The sequence below is a fragment of the Synechococcus sp. CCAP 1479/9 genome (genome assembly GCF_019038535.1).
Classification (GTDB): Bacteria; Cyanobacteriota; Cyanobacteriia; order PCC-6307; family Cyanobiaceae; genus Cyanobium.
In genome coordinates this window covers 153,026-167,428 of sequence record NZ_JAFKRK010000024.1, presented here as the reverse complement: position 1 = coordinate 167,428, position 14,403 = coordinate 153,026, and the positions used below count along the sequence as shown (strand labels likewise).

General features: G+C 70.5%; 13 protein-coding genes. 9 read left to right on the top strand and 4 right to left on the bottom strand.

The window, feature by feature from the left end:
* Nucleotides 1-87: 87 nt before the first annotated feature.
* The 3 genes from KUG38_RS16945 to KUG38_RS10450 all read left to right on the top strand — a co-directional run bounded on the left by KUG38_RS16945 (nt 88) and on the right by KUG38_RS10450 (nt 2,891).
* Nucleotides 88-1,137 carry a SpoIID/LytB domain-containing protein gene (locus KUG38_RS16945; RefSeq protein ID WP_353617778.1) on the top strand — a complete coding sequence of 350 codons (1,050 nt, stop codon included), beginning with the start codon at nt 88-90 and terminating at the stop codon, nt 1,135-1,137.
* On the top strand, nt 1,127-1,957 hold the full coding sequence (locus KUG38_RS10455) for an ATP adenylyltransferase family protein (protein ID WP_216921136.1): 831 nt from the start codon (nt 1,127-1,129) through the stop codon (nt 1,955-1,957). Before KUG38_RS16945 ends, KUG38_RS10455 begins: the two co-directional genes overlap by 11 nt.
* Nucleotides 1,958-2,126: 169 nt before the next feature.
* Complete coding sequence (locus KUG38_RS10450) at nt 2,127-2,891, top strand: sigma-70 family RNA polymerase sigma factor (RefSeq protein WP_216921135.1); 765 nt, start codon at nt 2,127-2,129, stop codon at nt 2,889-2,891.
* On the opposite strand, the gene KUG38_RS10445 is transcribed toward KUG38_RS10450, so the two are convergent.
* Nucleotides 2,839-3,030 carry a sigma factor SigF gene (locus tag KUG38_RS10445; protein WP_094584563.1) on the bottom strand — a complete coding sequence of 64 codons (192 nt, stop codon included), beginning with the start codon at nt 3,028-3,030 and terminating at the stop codon, nt 2,839-2,841. The genes KUG38_RS10450 and KUG38_RS10445 overlap by 53 nt on opposite strands.
* A gap of 239 nt (nt 3,031-3,269) precedes the next feature.
* Here KUG38_RS10445 and KUG38_RS10440 point away from each other — a divergent pair, with 239 nt between their 5' ends.
* Nucleotides 3,270-4,835 carry a DUF3370 family protein gene (locus KUG38_RS10440; RefSeq protein WP_286195932.1) on the top strand — a complete coding sequence of 522 codons (1,566 nt, stop codon included), beginning with the start codon at nt 3,270-3,272 and terminating at the stop codon, nt 4,833-4,835.
* Nucleotides 4,836-4,880: 45 nt separating this feature from the next.
* The gene (locus KUG38_RS10435; RefSeq protein WP_216921132.1) at nt 4,881-5,963 is read left to right on the top strand and encodes a J domain-containing protein; all 1,083 of its coding nucleotides are present in this window, start codon (nt 4,881-4,883) and stop codon (nt 5,961-5,963) included.
* A 992-nt stretch (nt 5,964-6,955) separates the two neighbouring features.
* Here the strand turns inward: KUG38_RS10435 and KUG38_RS10430 are convergent.
* On the bottom strand, nt 6,956-7,450 hold the full coding sequence (locus KUG38_RS10430; protein WP_216921130.1) for an allophycocyanin subunit alpha-B: 495 nt from the start codon (nt 7,448-7,450) through the stop codon (nt 6,956-6,958).
* 122 nt (nt 7,451-7,572) lie between these two features.
* On the opposite strand from KUG38_RS10430, the gene rlmD reads away from it, so the two are divergent.
* Nucleotides 7,573-8,943 (top strand): 23S rRNA (uracil(1939)-C(5))-methyltransferase RlmD, encoded by a 1,371-nt coding sequence (gene rlmD / locus KUG38_RS10425; protein WP_216921128.1) that lies wholly within the window; start codon nt 7,573-7,575, stop codon nt 8,941-8,943.
* Here rlmD and pheT read toward each other — a convergent pair.
* Nucleotides 8,940-11,396 carry a phenylalanine--tRNA ligase subunit beta gene (gene pheT, locus KUG38_RS10420; protein ID WP_216921125.1) on the bottom strand — a complete coding sequence of 819 codons (2,457 nt, stop codon included), beginning with the start codon at nt 11,394-11,396 and terminating at the stop codon, nt 8,940-8,942. The genes rlmD and pheT overlap by 4 nt on opposite strands.
* 112 nt (nt 11,397-11,508) lie before the next feature.
* Between pheT and rpmG the strand changes: the two genes are divergently transcribed.
* From rpmG to KUG38_RS10405, 3 genes are all read left to right on the top strand, one after another.
* On the top strand, nt 11,509-11,703 hold the full coding sequence (gene rpmG / locus KUG38_RS10415) for a 50S ribosomal protein L33 (RefSeq protein WP_015108195.1): 195 nt from the start codon (nt 11,509-11,511) through the stop codon (nt 11,701-11,703).
* Nucleotides 11,704-11,792: 89 nt separating this feature from the next.
* Nucleotides 11,793-12,014, top strand: coding sequence for a 30S ribosomal protein S18 (gene rpsR, locus KUG38_RS10410; protein ID WP_006041316.1), 222 nt, complete (start codon nt 11,793-11,795; stop codon nt 12,012-12,014).
* A gap of 1 nt (nt 12,015) precedes the next feature.
* Nucleotides 12,016-14,055: a ribonuclease catalytic domain-containing protein gene (locus KUG38_RS10405; RefSeq protein ID WP_216921123.1), complete on the top strand. Its 2,040-nt coding sequence runs from the start codon at nt 12,016-12,018 to the stop codon at nt 14,053-14,055.
* An 11-nt stretch (nt 14,056-14,066) separates the two neighbouring features.
* Here KUG38_RS10405 and KUG38_RS10400 read toward each other — a convergent pair whose 3' ends face one another.
* Nucleotides 14,067-14,381, bottom strand: a complete 315-nt coding sequence (locus KUG38_RS10400; RefSeq protein ID WP_216921121.1) for a hypothetical protein — start codon at nt 14,379-14,381, stop codon at nt 14,067-14,069.
* Nucleotides 14,382-14,403 lie beyond the last annotated feature (22 nt).

Below are 14,403 nucleotides of genomic sequence, written 5' to 3'. Positions count from 1 at the left end.
GGGGCAATGGGGCGACCGTCCTGCGCCAGGCGGCGACGGAGCCGGATTCTCCGGCATGATCCTCTCAATCCTTTGTGAATCCTTGCCGTGAGCCGGCACGTCAAGGCCGCCATCGCCGCCCTCCGGGCCACGGGCCGGCGCCTGCTCCACGGTTGCCGCCGCCACCCGATCCTGCTCACCGCCCCCCTGGCCGTCGTGGCCGTGGGGGCCGGTTTCGCCGCCCAGGAGCTGATCCCGGCGGGGGCCTCCCGCTCGGATCCCGACCTGCTCGAAGCCCTGATCGCCCAGCCCCGGGAGATCTCCCAGCAGGCCGCGGACGCCAGCGAAGCCCCCGACAAGGATCTGCTGGCGGCGGCCTCCCTGCAGGCCCAGCGCACGAGCCTCAGCCATCCCGACCCGGCCCTGGTGGAACCGGAGGCCGGCGCGGAGGTTCCCCTCGAGATCCGGGTGGCCCTCCTGGGCGCCTCCCCCTCCCCCCGACTGGGCGCCAGCGGCTACTGGCGACTGGTCGACCGGGACGGACGCCCCGTTCAGGATGGCGGCCCCGCTGACGCCCCCGATCTGGCGGCGGCCATGGCCGGACGGGCCGAGGTCTGGATGGAGACGGGCCCCGAGAACGTCCTTCAGGTGGACGGGCGGCCCTATGAAGGCCGCCTGAGGGTGCTGCGCGGATCCCAGGGCCTCCAGGTCGTGAACCACATCTCCCTGGAGCGCTACATCAGTTCGGTGGTGGGTGCCGAAATGCCCAGCAGCTGGAACATGGAGGCCCTCAAGGCCCAGGCCGTGGCGGCCCGGTCCTATGCCATGGCCCACATGGCCCGTCCGGCCAGCGCCCACTGGCACCTGGGCGACACCACCCGCTGGCAGGCCTACCGCGGCCTGGGCAGCGTCACCGCCCGCACCCGCCAGGCCACCGCCAGCACCTCCGGGGTGATCCTCAGCTACCAGGGGGGCATCGTCGAAAGCCTCTATGCGGCCACCAACCGCATCACCCAGGAGGCCCACGGCCACCTGGGGGCCAGCATGAGCCAGCACGGCGCCCAGGATCTGGCCGAGCAGGGCCTGCGGTACAACGAGATCCTCGGGCGCTACTACCGGGGCGCCTCCCTGGCCCGACTGCAGGCCGGTGCGAGCTGAGCGCCATTGGCAACGGGCCCGTGAGGTCTCGGAGCTGGCCCGCCGCCAGGGAGCCCTGGTGCCCCTTGACACCCGCATCCTGCCCGTTCCCGGCATGGAGCCTTTCGTCCTCCGCGAGCTGCTGTCCTCCACGCCCCGGCACCTGCGCCAGGGAGGGCCCCGGCCCAATCCCTTCCTCCCCTGGGACAGGCCCCTGCAGGTGGACCTGCTTGAGCCGGCCCATGTGCTGCTGCTGAACAAGTACCCGGTGCAGGAGGCCCACCTGCTGGTGATCACCCGTGACTGGCGTCCCCAGGGCGGCTGGATCGAGACCTGCGACTGGCAGGCGGTGGCGCAGGTGGGCCGGGACACCGGCGGTCTGTGGTTCTTCAACAGCGGCGCCCGCTCCGGCGCCAGCCAGCCCCATCGCCATCTGCAGCTGCTGCCACGCCGGCCCGGCGAGCCCAGCTGTCCCCTGGCGCCGCTGTTCCTGGAGCAGCTGGAGACGGGGGAGCCCGCCTGGAGCTGGGCCTACCGCCTCAGCCGGCGCAGCGATCCGCTGGGTGGGTCCGATCTTGAGGGTCTGTACCACGCCCATGCCCGTGCCCTGGAGCTGGGGGAACCGGGCCGCGACGGCGAGCCCCTGCACCCCTACAACCTGCTGTTCGACGACGACTGGTTCCTGACCGTGCGGCGGGTGCGAGAGCACGGGGCCGGATTCAGCGTCAACGCCCTGGGCTTCGCCGGCTTCCTGCTGATCACCGAGGGCTCCGACAGGGGCTGGCTGGAGCGCCACGGTCCCTGGGCCCTGCTGAAGGACGTGGCCGCCCCCCGGTCCTGAGCCTTCGCTTCCCGGCGGCCGGGTCCTGGATCGGGAAACTTCCGTGGTTCCACGGTTGTGTGATTCGGGCCACCTGACCCTCTCTGGAAAAAGAGCGCACCGCCAGCCGTCAACGGCGCCGCGGCACGCCCCGCTTCCACGACATCGCCGACGCCCAGGCCCCACGACCATGGCCCCCTCCACCAGCAGCCGCCAGACCCTTCCCTCCAGCGCCGCACGCCGCAACCAGCGCATGGAGCAGTACCGGGCCGTGGTCCGCCCCCTGGCGCTGCACTACGCCCGCTGCAGCCGTGAATCCTTCGAGGATCTGCTCCAGGTGGGCCTGATGGGCTTGATCCGGGCCGCGGAGCTCTACAGCGAGGATCGCCGGACCCCGTTCGAGGCCTTCGCCCGACCCCACATCCGCGGAGCGATCCTCCATTACCTGCGGGATGCCGCCCCGATCGTGCGGCTGCCGCGCCGACAGGCGGAGCTCCAGGAGCGGTTCAACCGCCTCAGCCGTCACCCCGCCCTCCTGGAGGATCCCGGCCGGGCGATCACCCAGCTGAGCCGGACCCTGGGCGTCACCCCGACGGAATGGCGCCGGCTGGAGGTGCAGCGGCTGCTGGCCAGGCCCGCCAACCTCGACGATCCGGCACTGGTCGAGGCCGTGGCCGCCAGCACCGCCAGTGAGTCGTACCGGCAGGAGGAGCCGGGTCCGTCGGTGGCCATGCTGCTGGCCCTGCTGGAGCCCCGCCAGCAAGTGGTGGTGCGCCAGGTGGTTCTGGCGGGGTGGAGCTACCGGCGCCTCGGGCGCCAGATGGAAGTGAGCCCGATGACGGTGAAACGCCTGCTGCACAAAGGCCTGGAGCAGCTGCGACTGGAGCTGGATACCCGCGGGCTCAGCCCTGGGGATCGGCCTGATCGCGGTGCATCTGCTGCTCCAGGGTGCTGATGGCGGCGTTCATCGCGGCCAGCTGCCGCTCGATGCCATCGCGCCAGAAGCTCAGCAGCCGCAGCTTGCGTTCCTGATACCGCCGCAGGGCGCTGGCTCCGGACTCCGACCCGGAGCAGTACCCGAAGGGAGGAATCATGACAAAATCTGCAGAGTGGGTCCGTTCTAGCGAGCCCGTCGTTCCATCCGGGGCTGCCCAGGTCCTCGCACCCCCCAACGGTTGGGACGGTCGCATCCCGCCTTACCGTCCTCTGGCCACCCACACCACCAGCCTGACGCAATTTGAGATCAGTTCCCCCCATTGGTCCCATCGGTGTCTGGCTGACGCTGGGTCTGGGCCTGGTGTTGGCGCAGCCCGCCCACGCCTACGTGGCCCTCATGGCGGGCCAGAAGGCCCGGCCGCTGAACGGCACCTTCAACAGCGTGCCGGTGCTGCACTCCAACCAGCCGGAGGAGGTGGAGGGGCCGGGGATCCTGATCAACACGGCACCGGGCTACGCCTATGCCACGGAGACGGGCCAGCCCCTGCGCAATGCGGAGTTCACCTTCAACGGGGAATTCGGCATGCACCTGCACCACAAGTATTTCCCGCCCAACCGCCGCTCCATCGCCCCTGGCACGCGACGGGCGGAGCTGACCCTGGCGGCGATCCTGATCAATCCGGGCGTGCGTCCGGTCCACATCCGCTTCGAGAAGGGGGCGGTGCGCAACAGCTTCGAGGCCCCGTACCTCGCCAACAACCTGATGGGGGTCAAGCCGCTGGGGCCCCGTCCCTGGAACACCGGACCCGGTGATGCCACCGCTGTGCAGATGCTGCGTGGCCGCCTGGACAGCCGACTGAGCGACGAGATCACAATCCCGGCCCGCAGCCGCATCGTGCTGTTCCAGACCCAGCTGCCGGCCCTGGGCATCGCCAACGCCCTGCTGCGCGGCCGCAGCGACGGCCCCTTCCAGATCGCCGTGGTGGCCGCCAAGGAGCGTGACACCGACTATGAAGTGCTGGCGGTGCTGGATGAGGGCCGGCTGGCCCCCGGCCGGGTTTACCTCAGCCGGATCAATGACATCCACAACCGGCGCATCTTCTCCCGTGTGGGCGGCGTCGCCCTCGGCGATGCCTACCAGGCCTCGATCAGCCACGACCTCGACGTCAAGGGCCCGCTGCACGTGCCCTTCACCAGCACCGACCGCCACCACTTCGGCACCCGCGACGTGCAGGTCAACGCCCTGGCCAGCCGCATGGTCGATTCCTCCCTCGACAACGTCGGCACCTACGGAGTGCGGTTCGATATCGACCTGAACCTCAAGGGCAACGGCCCCTACGAGCTGGTGATGAGCCACCCCACCCTGATCGGCGGCCAGCCCTTCACGGCCTTCCGGGGCTCCATCCAGATCCAGACCCCCGCCGGCCTGCGGGAGGTGCATGTGGGGCTGCGCTCGGGGCAGAGCCTGTCCCTGGGTCAGATCGATCTCACCCCAGGGGTCGTGAACCCCGTGCGCGTCAGCCTCGTCTACCCGGCCGATGCCACCCCGGGCCATCTGCTGAGCGTGGTCAGCGCCAGCCAGCTGGCCATGGTCCAGGAACGGGAACGGCAGCTGGAACTGGCCCGGGCCGGTGCCACCGTCCGGCCGGCCCCGCCGCCCGTCGCCCCTCCGGCGCTCACCGTCCTGCCCCCCGCCGCCACCATCACCCCGACGCCGATGGGGGGCGGCACCGGTCCCCTGGTGCCGCCGTCCCAGATGCTGCGGCCGGCGCCGGCCCCCGGTTGGCTCGCGCCGCCACCGCCGCTGCCCTCATCCAACCGCGGCGTCCTGGCGCCGTCCCCCATGATCACGCCGATGCGCAGCCGCTCCGGCACCGCCGCCGGCGGCGGATCGCTGGTGGATCGCTACCGCGAGGCCGTGGAGGCCCAGCAACAGTTCCTGCGGGACCAGCGGGGACCCTGACCAGCCTTCCGATGCCAGCAAAACCAGCACCGATGGAGGGCTGCCGTGGCTGAGAAGTCGAACGACGCCCGACAGCGGATCAGCCTCGACCTCAGCCGGGAGCTGGTGGCCCACCTGGATCACCTGCGGCGCGAGTGGGGCATCCGCAGCCGGGGCGATGTGCTCGAACGTCTGCTCGACGATCTGTTCGGCTCCGGAGAGGAGGGGGATGGCGAGTCTGACGGCGATCGTGTTGGTGTTGGCAGTGACGGAGGGGGACTTGGCCTGGTGCCGGAGGGCCGATCGACCCAGCGTCACGACGATGACGAGCGGGACCTGGAGGAACAGGGGGCCCTGGTGCTGGTGGGACGGGGGGCGATGGACACCCTGCAGGCGGAATTCGAGTGGGAAGCGCCGGCAGAGCATGCCCCACGGCCCCAGCATGCAGGCGGAGGCATCGATCTGCCCGGCTTCGTGCGTCGCCGCTCCGATGTCCTCAAGCGCAGCCTGCGGCCAACGGCGCGGTCGGGTGCCGGGCCCCTGCCCCTGACCCCCCTGCCGCCCCTCGGCGGGGAGGTGGTGCAGCAGGCGATGGAGGAGGCCGGTAACCACTGGCGCACCCTCTATGGGTCGCCGGCCAACGAAGCGGTGCTGGAGGCGGCCATGCTCTGGCTGGCCCAGGACATCTGGCCCCAGTCGGACCAGAGCGATGGCCGTACGTTCACCTGGTCGGGCGCCTGCCAGGTGATGCAGCAGTTCGTTCCCGGCTGGAGCGATGGCCCGCCGACGTTTGAACGGGTGATGGTCACCGCCGGTGTGCTGGAAGATCCCTTCAGTGGGTCGACCCTGAGCCTGCGGATCCCGACCCTGATCCGGCGCTTCGTCCACCGTTTTCGACGCCGTCGCCGTGGCACGTCCTTCCAGACGCTGGAGCACACCATGACCCTGCACGGCGCCCTGCGTCTGCTGCAGTTGCCCACCGATCCCGGCCAGCGCCTGACCCTTGCCCAGATCCGTGAGGCCTACCGGGACATGGCCCAGAGCCACCACCCCGACGCCGGCGGTTCGGTGGAGGCGATGCGACGGCTCAATGAGGCCTATCAGCTGCTCAAGGAGCTCTATCGGCAGGGCGCCGCGAGCGACCGCTGACCTCTCAGCGCGCACCGATCAGGGGCGTAGCGAGCTGCCCAAGTGTCTCGCGTGAGACAAGGGCCTGGTCTAGTAGTGAGTCCCAGACTGGGGGGATGGGACGGAGGATTTCACCACCAAGGCGCTCGGACCTCAGGCGGCGCATATGAGACCAGCTACGTGTCGTGGTGCTGGTCTCATTCGCCACTACGAAGAACGTGATTTTTCGTCGATTTCATTTGTGACGACCGGCCTTCTCCACCTCGTGGCCTCCGCCGACAGTCGACGAGCTGCGGATCGCAAGCGCAGTGACTGTCCAGGGGCGCCTGTCCAGGCCGATGGCCATGTCCATGGTTTGGACAGCACCTGAAAAGCTCTGGCGCTACTGGCTCCCGAGTGCTTGCGTATCTGTCTTTGACACAGATACGCAGGTTGAAGCGGCGGCACGAAGCGCTCGATTCCTCGGAAACCGCTCGAAACCCCCCAGGGGGAGAGCCATCTTCAACAGCTTGTCCATCCCCATGCACAGACCCTGCAACATGCCGATCAGAAGTCTCAGATGAGTGTTGTTACTGGACCAGTATTGCGACCCATCTGGGACAGCTGAGGGTCTTGCGCTGGATCCGCCTCCCAGGCGCCATGGCGGCCCCATCTCCGACCAGGCCATCGCCTTGCCGGCCAGGGATGCCCTCCAGCACCTGATCACGAACCGCCAACCCACGAGCCGGCCAGCGCCACAGCCGCTGCAGATGTCGCAATTGGCCCGTTCGGGTCTCAGGCCAGGACCTGAAGCGTGTCCCGTGTGAGACACATGGCGGACCCTTGTCGCTGCCCAGGCGATCGTCCGCGCGCCACCGGCGGGCCTCGTTCCAATCGCGGGAGGCCCCACAAAAAAACCCGTCACGAACGTGACGGGGAGGGAGGCTGGAAAGCCCAGAGAAATCTGGTTGATCGTCTCATCTCGGACCCACCGTAAGACCAGTGACTGGACCAGAGTGAGACGGTCGGACCGATCAGGTGGAGGTCTGGAGTCCCTGGATCAGGTAATCGAAGTAGGGGCCGGCCAGGATGGCTTCATCAGCACCCAGAAGCACCAGCGCCGCCTCCTTGAGGGTGCGCATCGCTTCCACCATGCCGGGGAGGGGCACGCCCAGGCTGTTGTACATCTCGCGGGCGCCCACCACGCCGATCTGCTGGATCAGCTCGGTGCTGCCGGCCAGGATTCCGTAGGTGACCAGCCGCAGGTACCAGCTGTAATCACGCAGGCACTGGGCACGCTGCTTCTGGCCGAAGGCATTGCCTCCGGGGGCCACGTAGTCCGGCTTGCGCAGGAAGAGCTGTTTGGACGCTTCGGCGATGATCTTTTTCTCGTTGTCGGTCAGCACCCTGACGACACTCAGCCGGCGGGCCCCGCCACTGAGGAACTCCACCATCGTGCGCAGCTCGCCGCCGGTGGGGTAGCGGAGCTGATCATCGGCCTGGAGGATCAGATCGCGAACGACGCTCATAGCAGCGACCACAGTCCGGCGAATCCTATCGAGCCCGAAGCCTCCACCAGGGCTCCTGGCGCAAGGTGTAACGCCCCTTTGCACGACCCCCGATAGGGTCGCTGCAGTGCTGCGGAATCCAGATGGCCTCGGTGGGCGACAGGCTCGAGCTGGAGATCACCGACCTGGGCCATGACGGGCAGGGGGTGGGGCGCCACGACGGGCTGGTGGTGTTCGTCAGCGGCGCCCTGCCCGGGGACACCGTGCAGGTGCGCCTGCAGGCGGTGGCGCGGCGCCATCTGGTGGGTCAGCTGCTGCGGGTGCTGACCCCCTCGCCCGACCGCCGCCGGCCTCCCTGCATCCTCGCTGACAACTGCGGTGGCTGCAGCCTCCAGCCCCTGGCGGACGGGGCTCAGGCCGCCTGGAAGCAGCGCAGCCTGGAGCAGACCCTGCAGCGCATCGGCGGCCTGAGCGCCCCTGTGCGGCCGCTGCTGGTGGCCGATCCGACCCTCGGCTACCGCAACCGCGCCCTGATTCCGCTGGAGCGCCGGGCCGATGGCCGCCTGCGTGCCGGCTACTACCGCCGGGGCTCGCACCAGATCGTCAACATGGCCCGCTGCCCGGTGCTCGACCCGCGCATCGACGCCCTGGTCGCCCCCCTCAAGGCCGACATCGAAGCCAGCGACTGGCCGATCGATCGCCACGGCAACGACCCCGAGGCCGTGGAGGGTCCCGGTCTGCGCCACCTGGGCCTGCGGGTGGGGGCGGCCACCGGGGAGCTGCTCATCACCCTGATCAGCAGCCATGACGACCTGCCCGGCCTCGAGGCCCTGGCCGAGGCCTGGTGCGAACGCTGGCCCGAACTGGTGGGTGTCTGCCTCAACCTCCAGCCCCTGCCCACCAATCGCCTGATGGGCGACGAGACCCGGGTGATCCGCGGCCGTGAGTGGCTCCACGAGAGCTTCGCCGGCCTGCGCTTCCGCATCGCCGCTGACACCTTCTTCCAGGTCAACACCCGCCAGGCCGAACGGCTGGTGCCCCATCTGATCGAGGCCCTCGGCCCTGCTGCCGCCGGCGGCTCCCTGCTGGATGCCTACTGCGGCATCGGCACCTACAGCCTGCCCCTGGCCGCCGCCGGCTGGCAGGTCAGCGGCCTGGAGCTGCACCCGGGCTCGGTGGCCATGGCCCGGCTGAATGCCTCCGCCAACGGCCTGGGGGATCGGGCGAGCTTCGAGCAGACCGACGTGCCCCAGGTGCTGGAGGAGCGGCTCCAGGGCCAGCAGGCCCTGGTGCTGGATCCGCCCCGCAAGGGGCTGAGCCCGATCGCCACCGCCGCGATCCTGGCGGCGCAACCGGAGCGCATCGCCTACGTGAGCTGCGATCCGGCGGCCCTGGCCCGCGACCTGGCCCAGCTGTGCGGCTCAGGGGTCTACCGGCTGAACTGGGTGCAGCCCGTGGACTTCTTCCCCAACACCAGCCACGTGGAGGCTCTGGCGGCCCTGGAGCGGCTCTAGCGGCGCTGCTCGGCGCCGAAGCGGCGCTCGAGGGCCTCGCGCACCCGCCCATGGGCCGCCTCCACCTCCTCGTCGGTGAGGGTGCGGGCGCTGTCGCGGTAGCGCAGGCGGAAGGCCTGGCTGCAGCGGCCGGCCTCCACCTGGGCGCCCTCGTAGCGGTCGATCAGCTCGGCCTGCTCCAGCAGCGGCTTGCCCGCCTTGCGGATCGCCGCCAGCAGGTCGGCGGCCGTGGTGTCGGCGGGAACGACCAGGGCCAGATCGCGCTCCGAGGCGGGCACGGTGGGGTAGGCGCGGAAGCTGGGCTGCCAGCGGTTGCGGCGGGTGCCGGCGCTGAGCAGGGGCTCCAGGTCCAGCTGGAACACATAGCTGGCGGCCGGCAGGTCGAGGGCGTCGGCCTCGGCCGGGTGGAGCTGGCCAAACCAGCCGGCGGGCTTGCCTTCCACCAGCAGCTGGGCGGCACGGCCGGGGTGCAGCAGGGGGGCGTCGACCAGGGGGCGGTCCTCCAGGGGCAGGCGCAGGGGCTCCAGACCGGCCTGGAGCACGCCGCGGGCCTGGAAGTAGTCCGGGGGGGCGGGCTTGCCGGAGCTGCGCCAGCGTTCGCCGCGCCGCTCCCCGGCGATCACCCCCACCAGCAGGGTGCGTTCCCCATGGCGCTCCTCACCGCTGGCCCCACCACCCGGGAACACCCGGCCGATCTCGAAGCCCCAGAAGCCCCCCAGGGAGGCCTGCAGGTTGCGGCGGGCGGCCTGGAGCAGCTCCTGGTGCAGGTTGTCGCGCAGGTGGCCGTAGTCGGCCAGGAGCGGATTGGCCAGGGGCACCCGGCCCGGGGCCGCCGCCACCAGCGACAGGGAGACGATCTCCTGCAGGCCAGCGGCGCAGAGGCTGCGGCGCAGGCGTCGCTCCAGCTGCTGGGCCGGCTCCAGGCCGCCGGGGATCAGGGGATCGGGCAGATGGGCGGCGAAGTGGTCGTAGCCCACCAGCCGGGCCACCTCCTCGATCAGGTCCACCTCACGCTTGAGATCCATGGCCCGCTCGGGCGGCACCCGCACCTGCCAGCCCTCCTCGTCCTCCTCAAGCACGCAGCCGAGGGCCTCAAGGGTGGCGGTGATGCGGTCGTCGTCCAGGTCCTGGGCCTCGCCCTCCACCAGCACCGGACCCAGCAGGTTGTGGAGGGCGTCGCGGCGCAGGGGCAGGGGCGGCTGGGGAGACGGGGTCCGTTGGTGCAGCCAGCGGCCCTCCACGCTGGCTCCGGCCAGCTCCTGCAGCAGGGCCACGGCCCGATCGGCGGCTGCCACGGTGATCTCCCGCGGCACCCCCTTCTCGAAGCGGCTGCAGGCCTCGGTGCGCAGCCCGACGCTGCGGGCGGAGCGGCGCACGGCCTGGGGGGCGAAGACGGCCGCCTCCAGCCAGATGGCGGTGGTGGCTTCGGTGACGGCCTCGGCGAGGCCCCCCATCACCCCGGCCAGGGCGATGGGGTGGTCGCCGCAGGTGACCACCAGGGCCTCGTCGCTCAAGGTGCGCTCCTGGCCGTCGAGGGCGACGAAGGCTTCCCCGGGGCGGCCCTGGCGCAGGCCGATGCTGGCCGGCTCGGGGGTGCCGTCCGTGAGCGCCCCCAGGCGATCCCGGTCGAAGGCATGCAGGGGCTGGCCCGTCTCCAGCATCACCAGGTTGGTGATATCGACCACGTTGTTGATGGGGCGCACACCGGCCCTCTCCAGGCGCTGGCGCAGCCAGTCCGGGGAGGGACCCACCTTCAGGCCGCTGAGGGCGGTGAGGCTGAACAGGCCACCCGCCTCGATGGCCTCGCGGTCGGCCGCCGCGGCAGCCAGGGGCTGGGCGGCCACCACGGGCGCCGGAGCGGGGAAGGTGGTGCTGCCGCCGCTGAGGGCCGCCACCTCGCGGGCGATGCCCCGCATCGAGAGGCCATCGGGGCGGTTGGCGGTGATCGCCAGTTCCAGCACCTGATCATCCAGGCCCAGCAACGGACCCACGGGCGTCCCCAGGGGGGGCACGCTGGCCAGCAACTGGTCGAGTTCGGCAATGCCGTCGCTGCCGTCGTCGAGGCCCAGTTCCCGCAGCGAGCAGATCATGCCGCTGCTGGCCACCCCCCGCAGTTCGGCCGGCTTGATCGTCAACCCCACCGCCGGCAGGGTGCTGCCCACCAGGGCCACGGGCACGTGCAGGCCCTGGCGCACATTCGCGGCGCCGCAGACGATCTGCAGGGGCTCGCCAGCCCCCACATCCACCCGACAGACACTGAGCTTGTCGGCGTTGGGATGGGGATCCCGCTGCACCACATGACCCACCACCACCCCGGCCGCCCGGGCCGCCAGATCCTCGATGGCCTCCACCTCGAAACCGGCGATCGAGAGGCGCTCCGCCAGGTGCCCAGGCTCGAGAGCGGCCGGTTCCACGCTGACCAGCTCCCGGAGCCATTGGAGCGAAACCAGCATCGGAGGGTTGCACAGCAGCCGCCCACATTAGGAAGCGATCAGGGCCCTCCCCATCGGGAGGTAAGGTGCAGGATCGTCTCTCTGCAACGCATCCGCGGCGCAACGTCCTTCCATGGCCAAGAACAAGGGCGTCCGGCTGGTGATCACCCTCGAGTGCACCGAATGCCGGTCCAACCCCGCCAAGCGGTCCCCTGGCGTGTCCCGTTACACGACCCAGAAGAACCGCCGCAACACCACCGAACGGATCGAACTGAAGAAGTTCTGCCCCCACTGCAACGCCTCCACCGTCCACAAGGAGATCAAGTGAGGCTGGATTCCCTGCGGAATCCCATCGCCTGATCGTCCCGCGGCCCCTGCAGCGGCAGTTTCCTCCTTTCGTTCCATCACTCCGTTCCCATGTCCAGTTCCTTCTTCAAAAAGCGCCTGTCGCCGATCAAGCCCGGTGATCCGATCGATTACAAGGACGTCGATCTGCTCAAGAAGTTCATCACCGAGCGCGGCAAGATCCTGCCCCGCCGCCTCACCGGCCTGACGGCCAAGCAGCAGCGCGACCTCACCAATGCCGTCAAGCGGGCCCGGATCGTGGCCCTGCTGCCCTTCGTGAATCCCGAAGGCTGAGTTGCCCTCCGCCTCGCGTCGCTTCACGGCGGGTGACCTGGTCGGCCTCCACGACGACAGCCGCAGTCTGCTGGCGGTCGTCGTGGCCGAGAAAGGTACGCGCCTCGATCTCAAGGTGGGATTTGAGGCCAAGGCCGTCCAGCGGGGGGTCCGGCAGCTCGATCTGCTGGCCGCTCTTCCTGGCGATCAATCCCCACCCTCCCGCCTGTCCCAGCCCCCCTGGGGTCTGAGTCCGGAGGCGTTGCAGCAGGCCGCCCCCAGCCCCAGGGAGCTGGGGGCGGCCTGGTTGCTGCTTCTGGACGACCCGTCGTCCCTCGCGCTGGGGGACTTCGTTGACCTGATCGGCGACGGCGGCAATCCCATCCAGCGGGCCGCCTGCTGGCTGTGGCTGCAGGGCCCCCAGACCCTGTTCCGCTGGCGCCAGCAGCAGGTGGAGGCCCGGCCCCTGGTGGATGTGCGCCGGCTGCGGCGGGAGGCCCGACGCCAGCAACTGGCCGAGCAGCGCCGCCGCCAGTGGCAGGACGCCCTGCGCCAGCGCCGCCCGATCGATCCCCAGCAGCTCGATCCCGAACAGCGCCAGCACCTGTCCCTGCTGCGGGAATGGGCCAGCGGGGAGACCAGCCGACCCCTGCCCGACGACCTGCACCGGGCCCTGCAGGCGGCCCACTGCGCGATGGAAGCCTCCCCGATCCGGCACCTGCTGGTGGATCTGGGCCAGTGGGAGCGGCACCATCTGCCCTCGCTGGAGAACACCACCTGGCAAGCGGGCTTCTCCGCGGAGCTCGAGGCGGAGGCCCGGCGGCTGGTGGAGCTGGCCGCCACGGAGCTTCCCGGTGACGAGCGCCGCCGCGACCTCACCCGCCTGCACACCGTCACGATCGACGATGCGGACACCCGCGACATCGACGACGGCCTCTCCCTGGAGCAGGGGCCCGATGGCACACCGCGGCTGTGGATCCACATCGCTGACCCGGGCCGGCTGGTGGCACCGGACAGCCCCCTCGACACCGAAGCCCGGCGACGGGCCAGCAGCCTTTACCTGGCCCGGGGGCCGCTGCCGATGTTCCCCGAGGTGCTCAGCACCGGCCCGATGAGCCTGCGCATGGGCCAGCGCAGTGCGGCCCTGAGCCTGTGGGTGGAGCTGGCGGAGGACGGCGCCGTGGCCGCCCATGGGCTGGAGTCCAGCTGGGTGCGGCCCGCCTACCGCCTGAGTTATGCCGATGCCGATGAGCTGATCGAGCTGGCCCCGCCCCAGGAGCGCGATCTCGAAGAGATCCACGCCCTGATGGAGCGGCGGCGGCGCTGGCGACTGGCCCGGGGGGCCCTCGATCTGGACCAGCCCGAGGGCCGGATCCGCTGTGACGACCAGGGACCCCAGCTGGAGATCACCGAGCCGTCGCCATCGCGGACGCTGGTGGCCGAGGCCATGATCCTGGCCGGTGCCGTGATCGCCCAACACGGCCAGGGGCAAGGCCTGGCCCTGCCCTACCGCAGCCAGCTGGCGGCGGAGCTGCCCCCTGAGGCGGAGCTGGCGAGCCTGCCGGCCGGTCCGGTGCGCCACGCGGCCATCAAGCGCTGCCTCAGCCGGGGCCATCTCGGCACCACGCCCGCCCCCCACTTCTCCCTGGGCCTGCCCTGCTACGTGCAGGCCACCTCACCGATCCGCCGGTACAACGACCTGCTGGTGCAACGCCAGCTGCTGGCCCATCAGCAGGGGCAGCCGGTGCTGGAGGAGGCGGAGCTGGCGGCGCTGCTGGCGGAGCTGGAGGGGGCGATCCGCCAGGGCCTGCAGATCGCCCGGGAGGACCAGCGCCACTGGCAGCAGGTGTGGTTCGAGGCCCAGGAGCAGCACCAGTGGCCGGGGCTGTTCCTGCGCTGGCTGCGGCCCCAGGACCGGCTTGGCCTGGTGCACCTGCCCGATCTGGCCATGGACCTGGCCGCCGAGTGCCATGGCGATCCCAGTCCCGGCGACGCCCTGCTGGTGCGGCTGCAGCAGGTGGATTCCCTGCGGGACCTGCTGCGCTTCACGGCCGCGGGCTGACCCTGGAGGCCTCAGGGGCTGAGGTTGTACTTGCCCATCGCCTGCTGTTTGCAGATGGTTTCGGCCTGGGCAATCGTCGCCCGGTCGTTCACCTGCTGGGCCACGCAGGTGCAGGTGTCCTTGGCCAGGCCCTCCGGTACCGGCTTGCCCGCCTTGGTGAAATCAGCATTCACCGCCAGGGTGCAGTAGTGGATGATCAGCTGGTCGCGCATGTTGTTGAGACCCTGGGCCCGGGCTGGCAGGGCGGCCAGCAGCAGCGCCGAGCCCGCCACCGAGAGCAGCACGGGCAGGGGCCGGAGAGCGGATCCTGGGTTGGCGGAAACCATGGGGCAAGGGCGCTGATCCAAC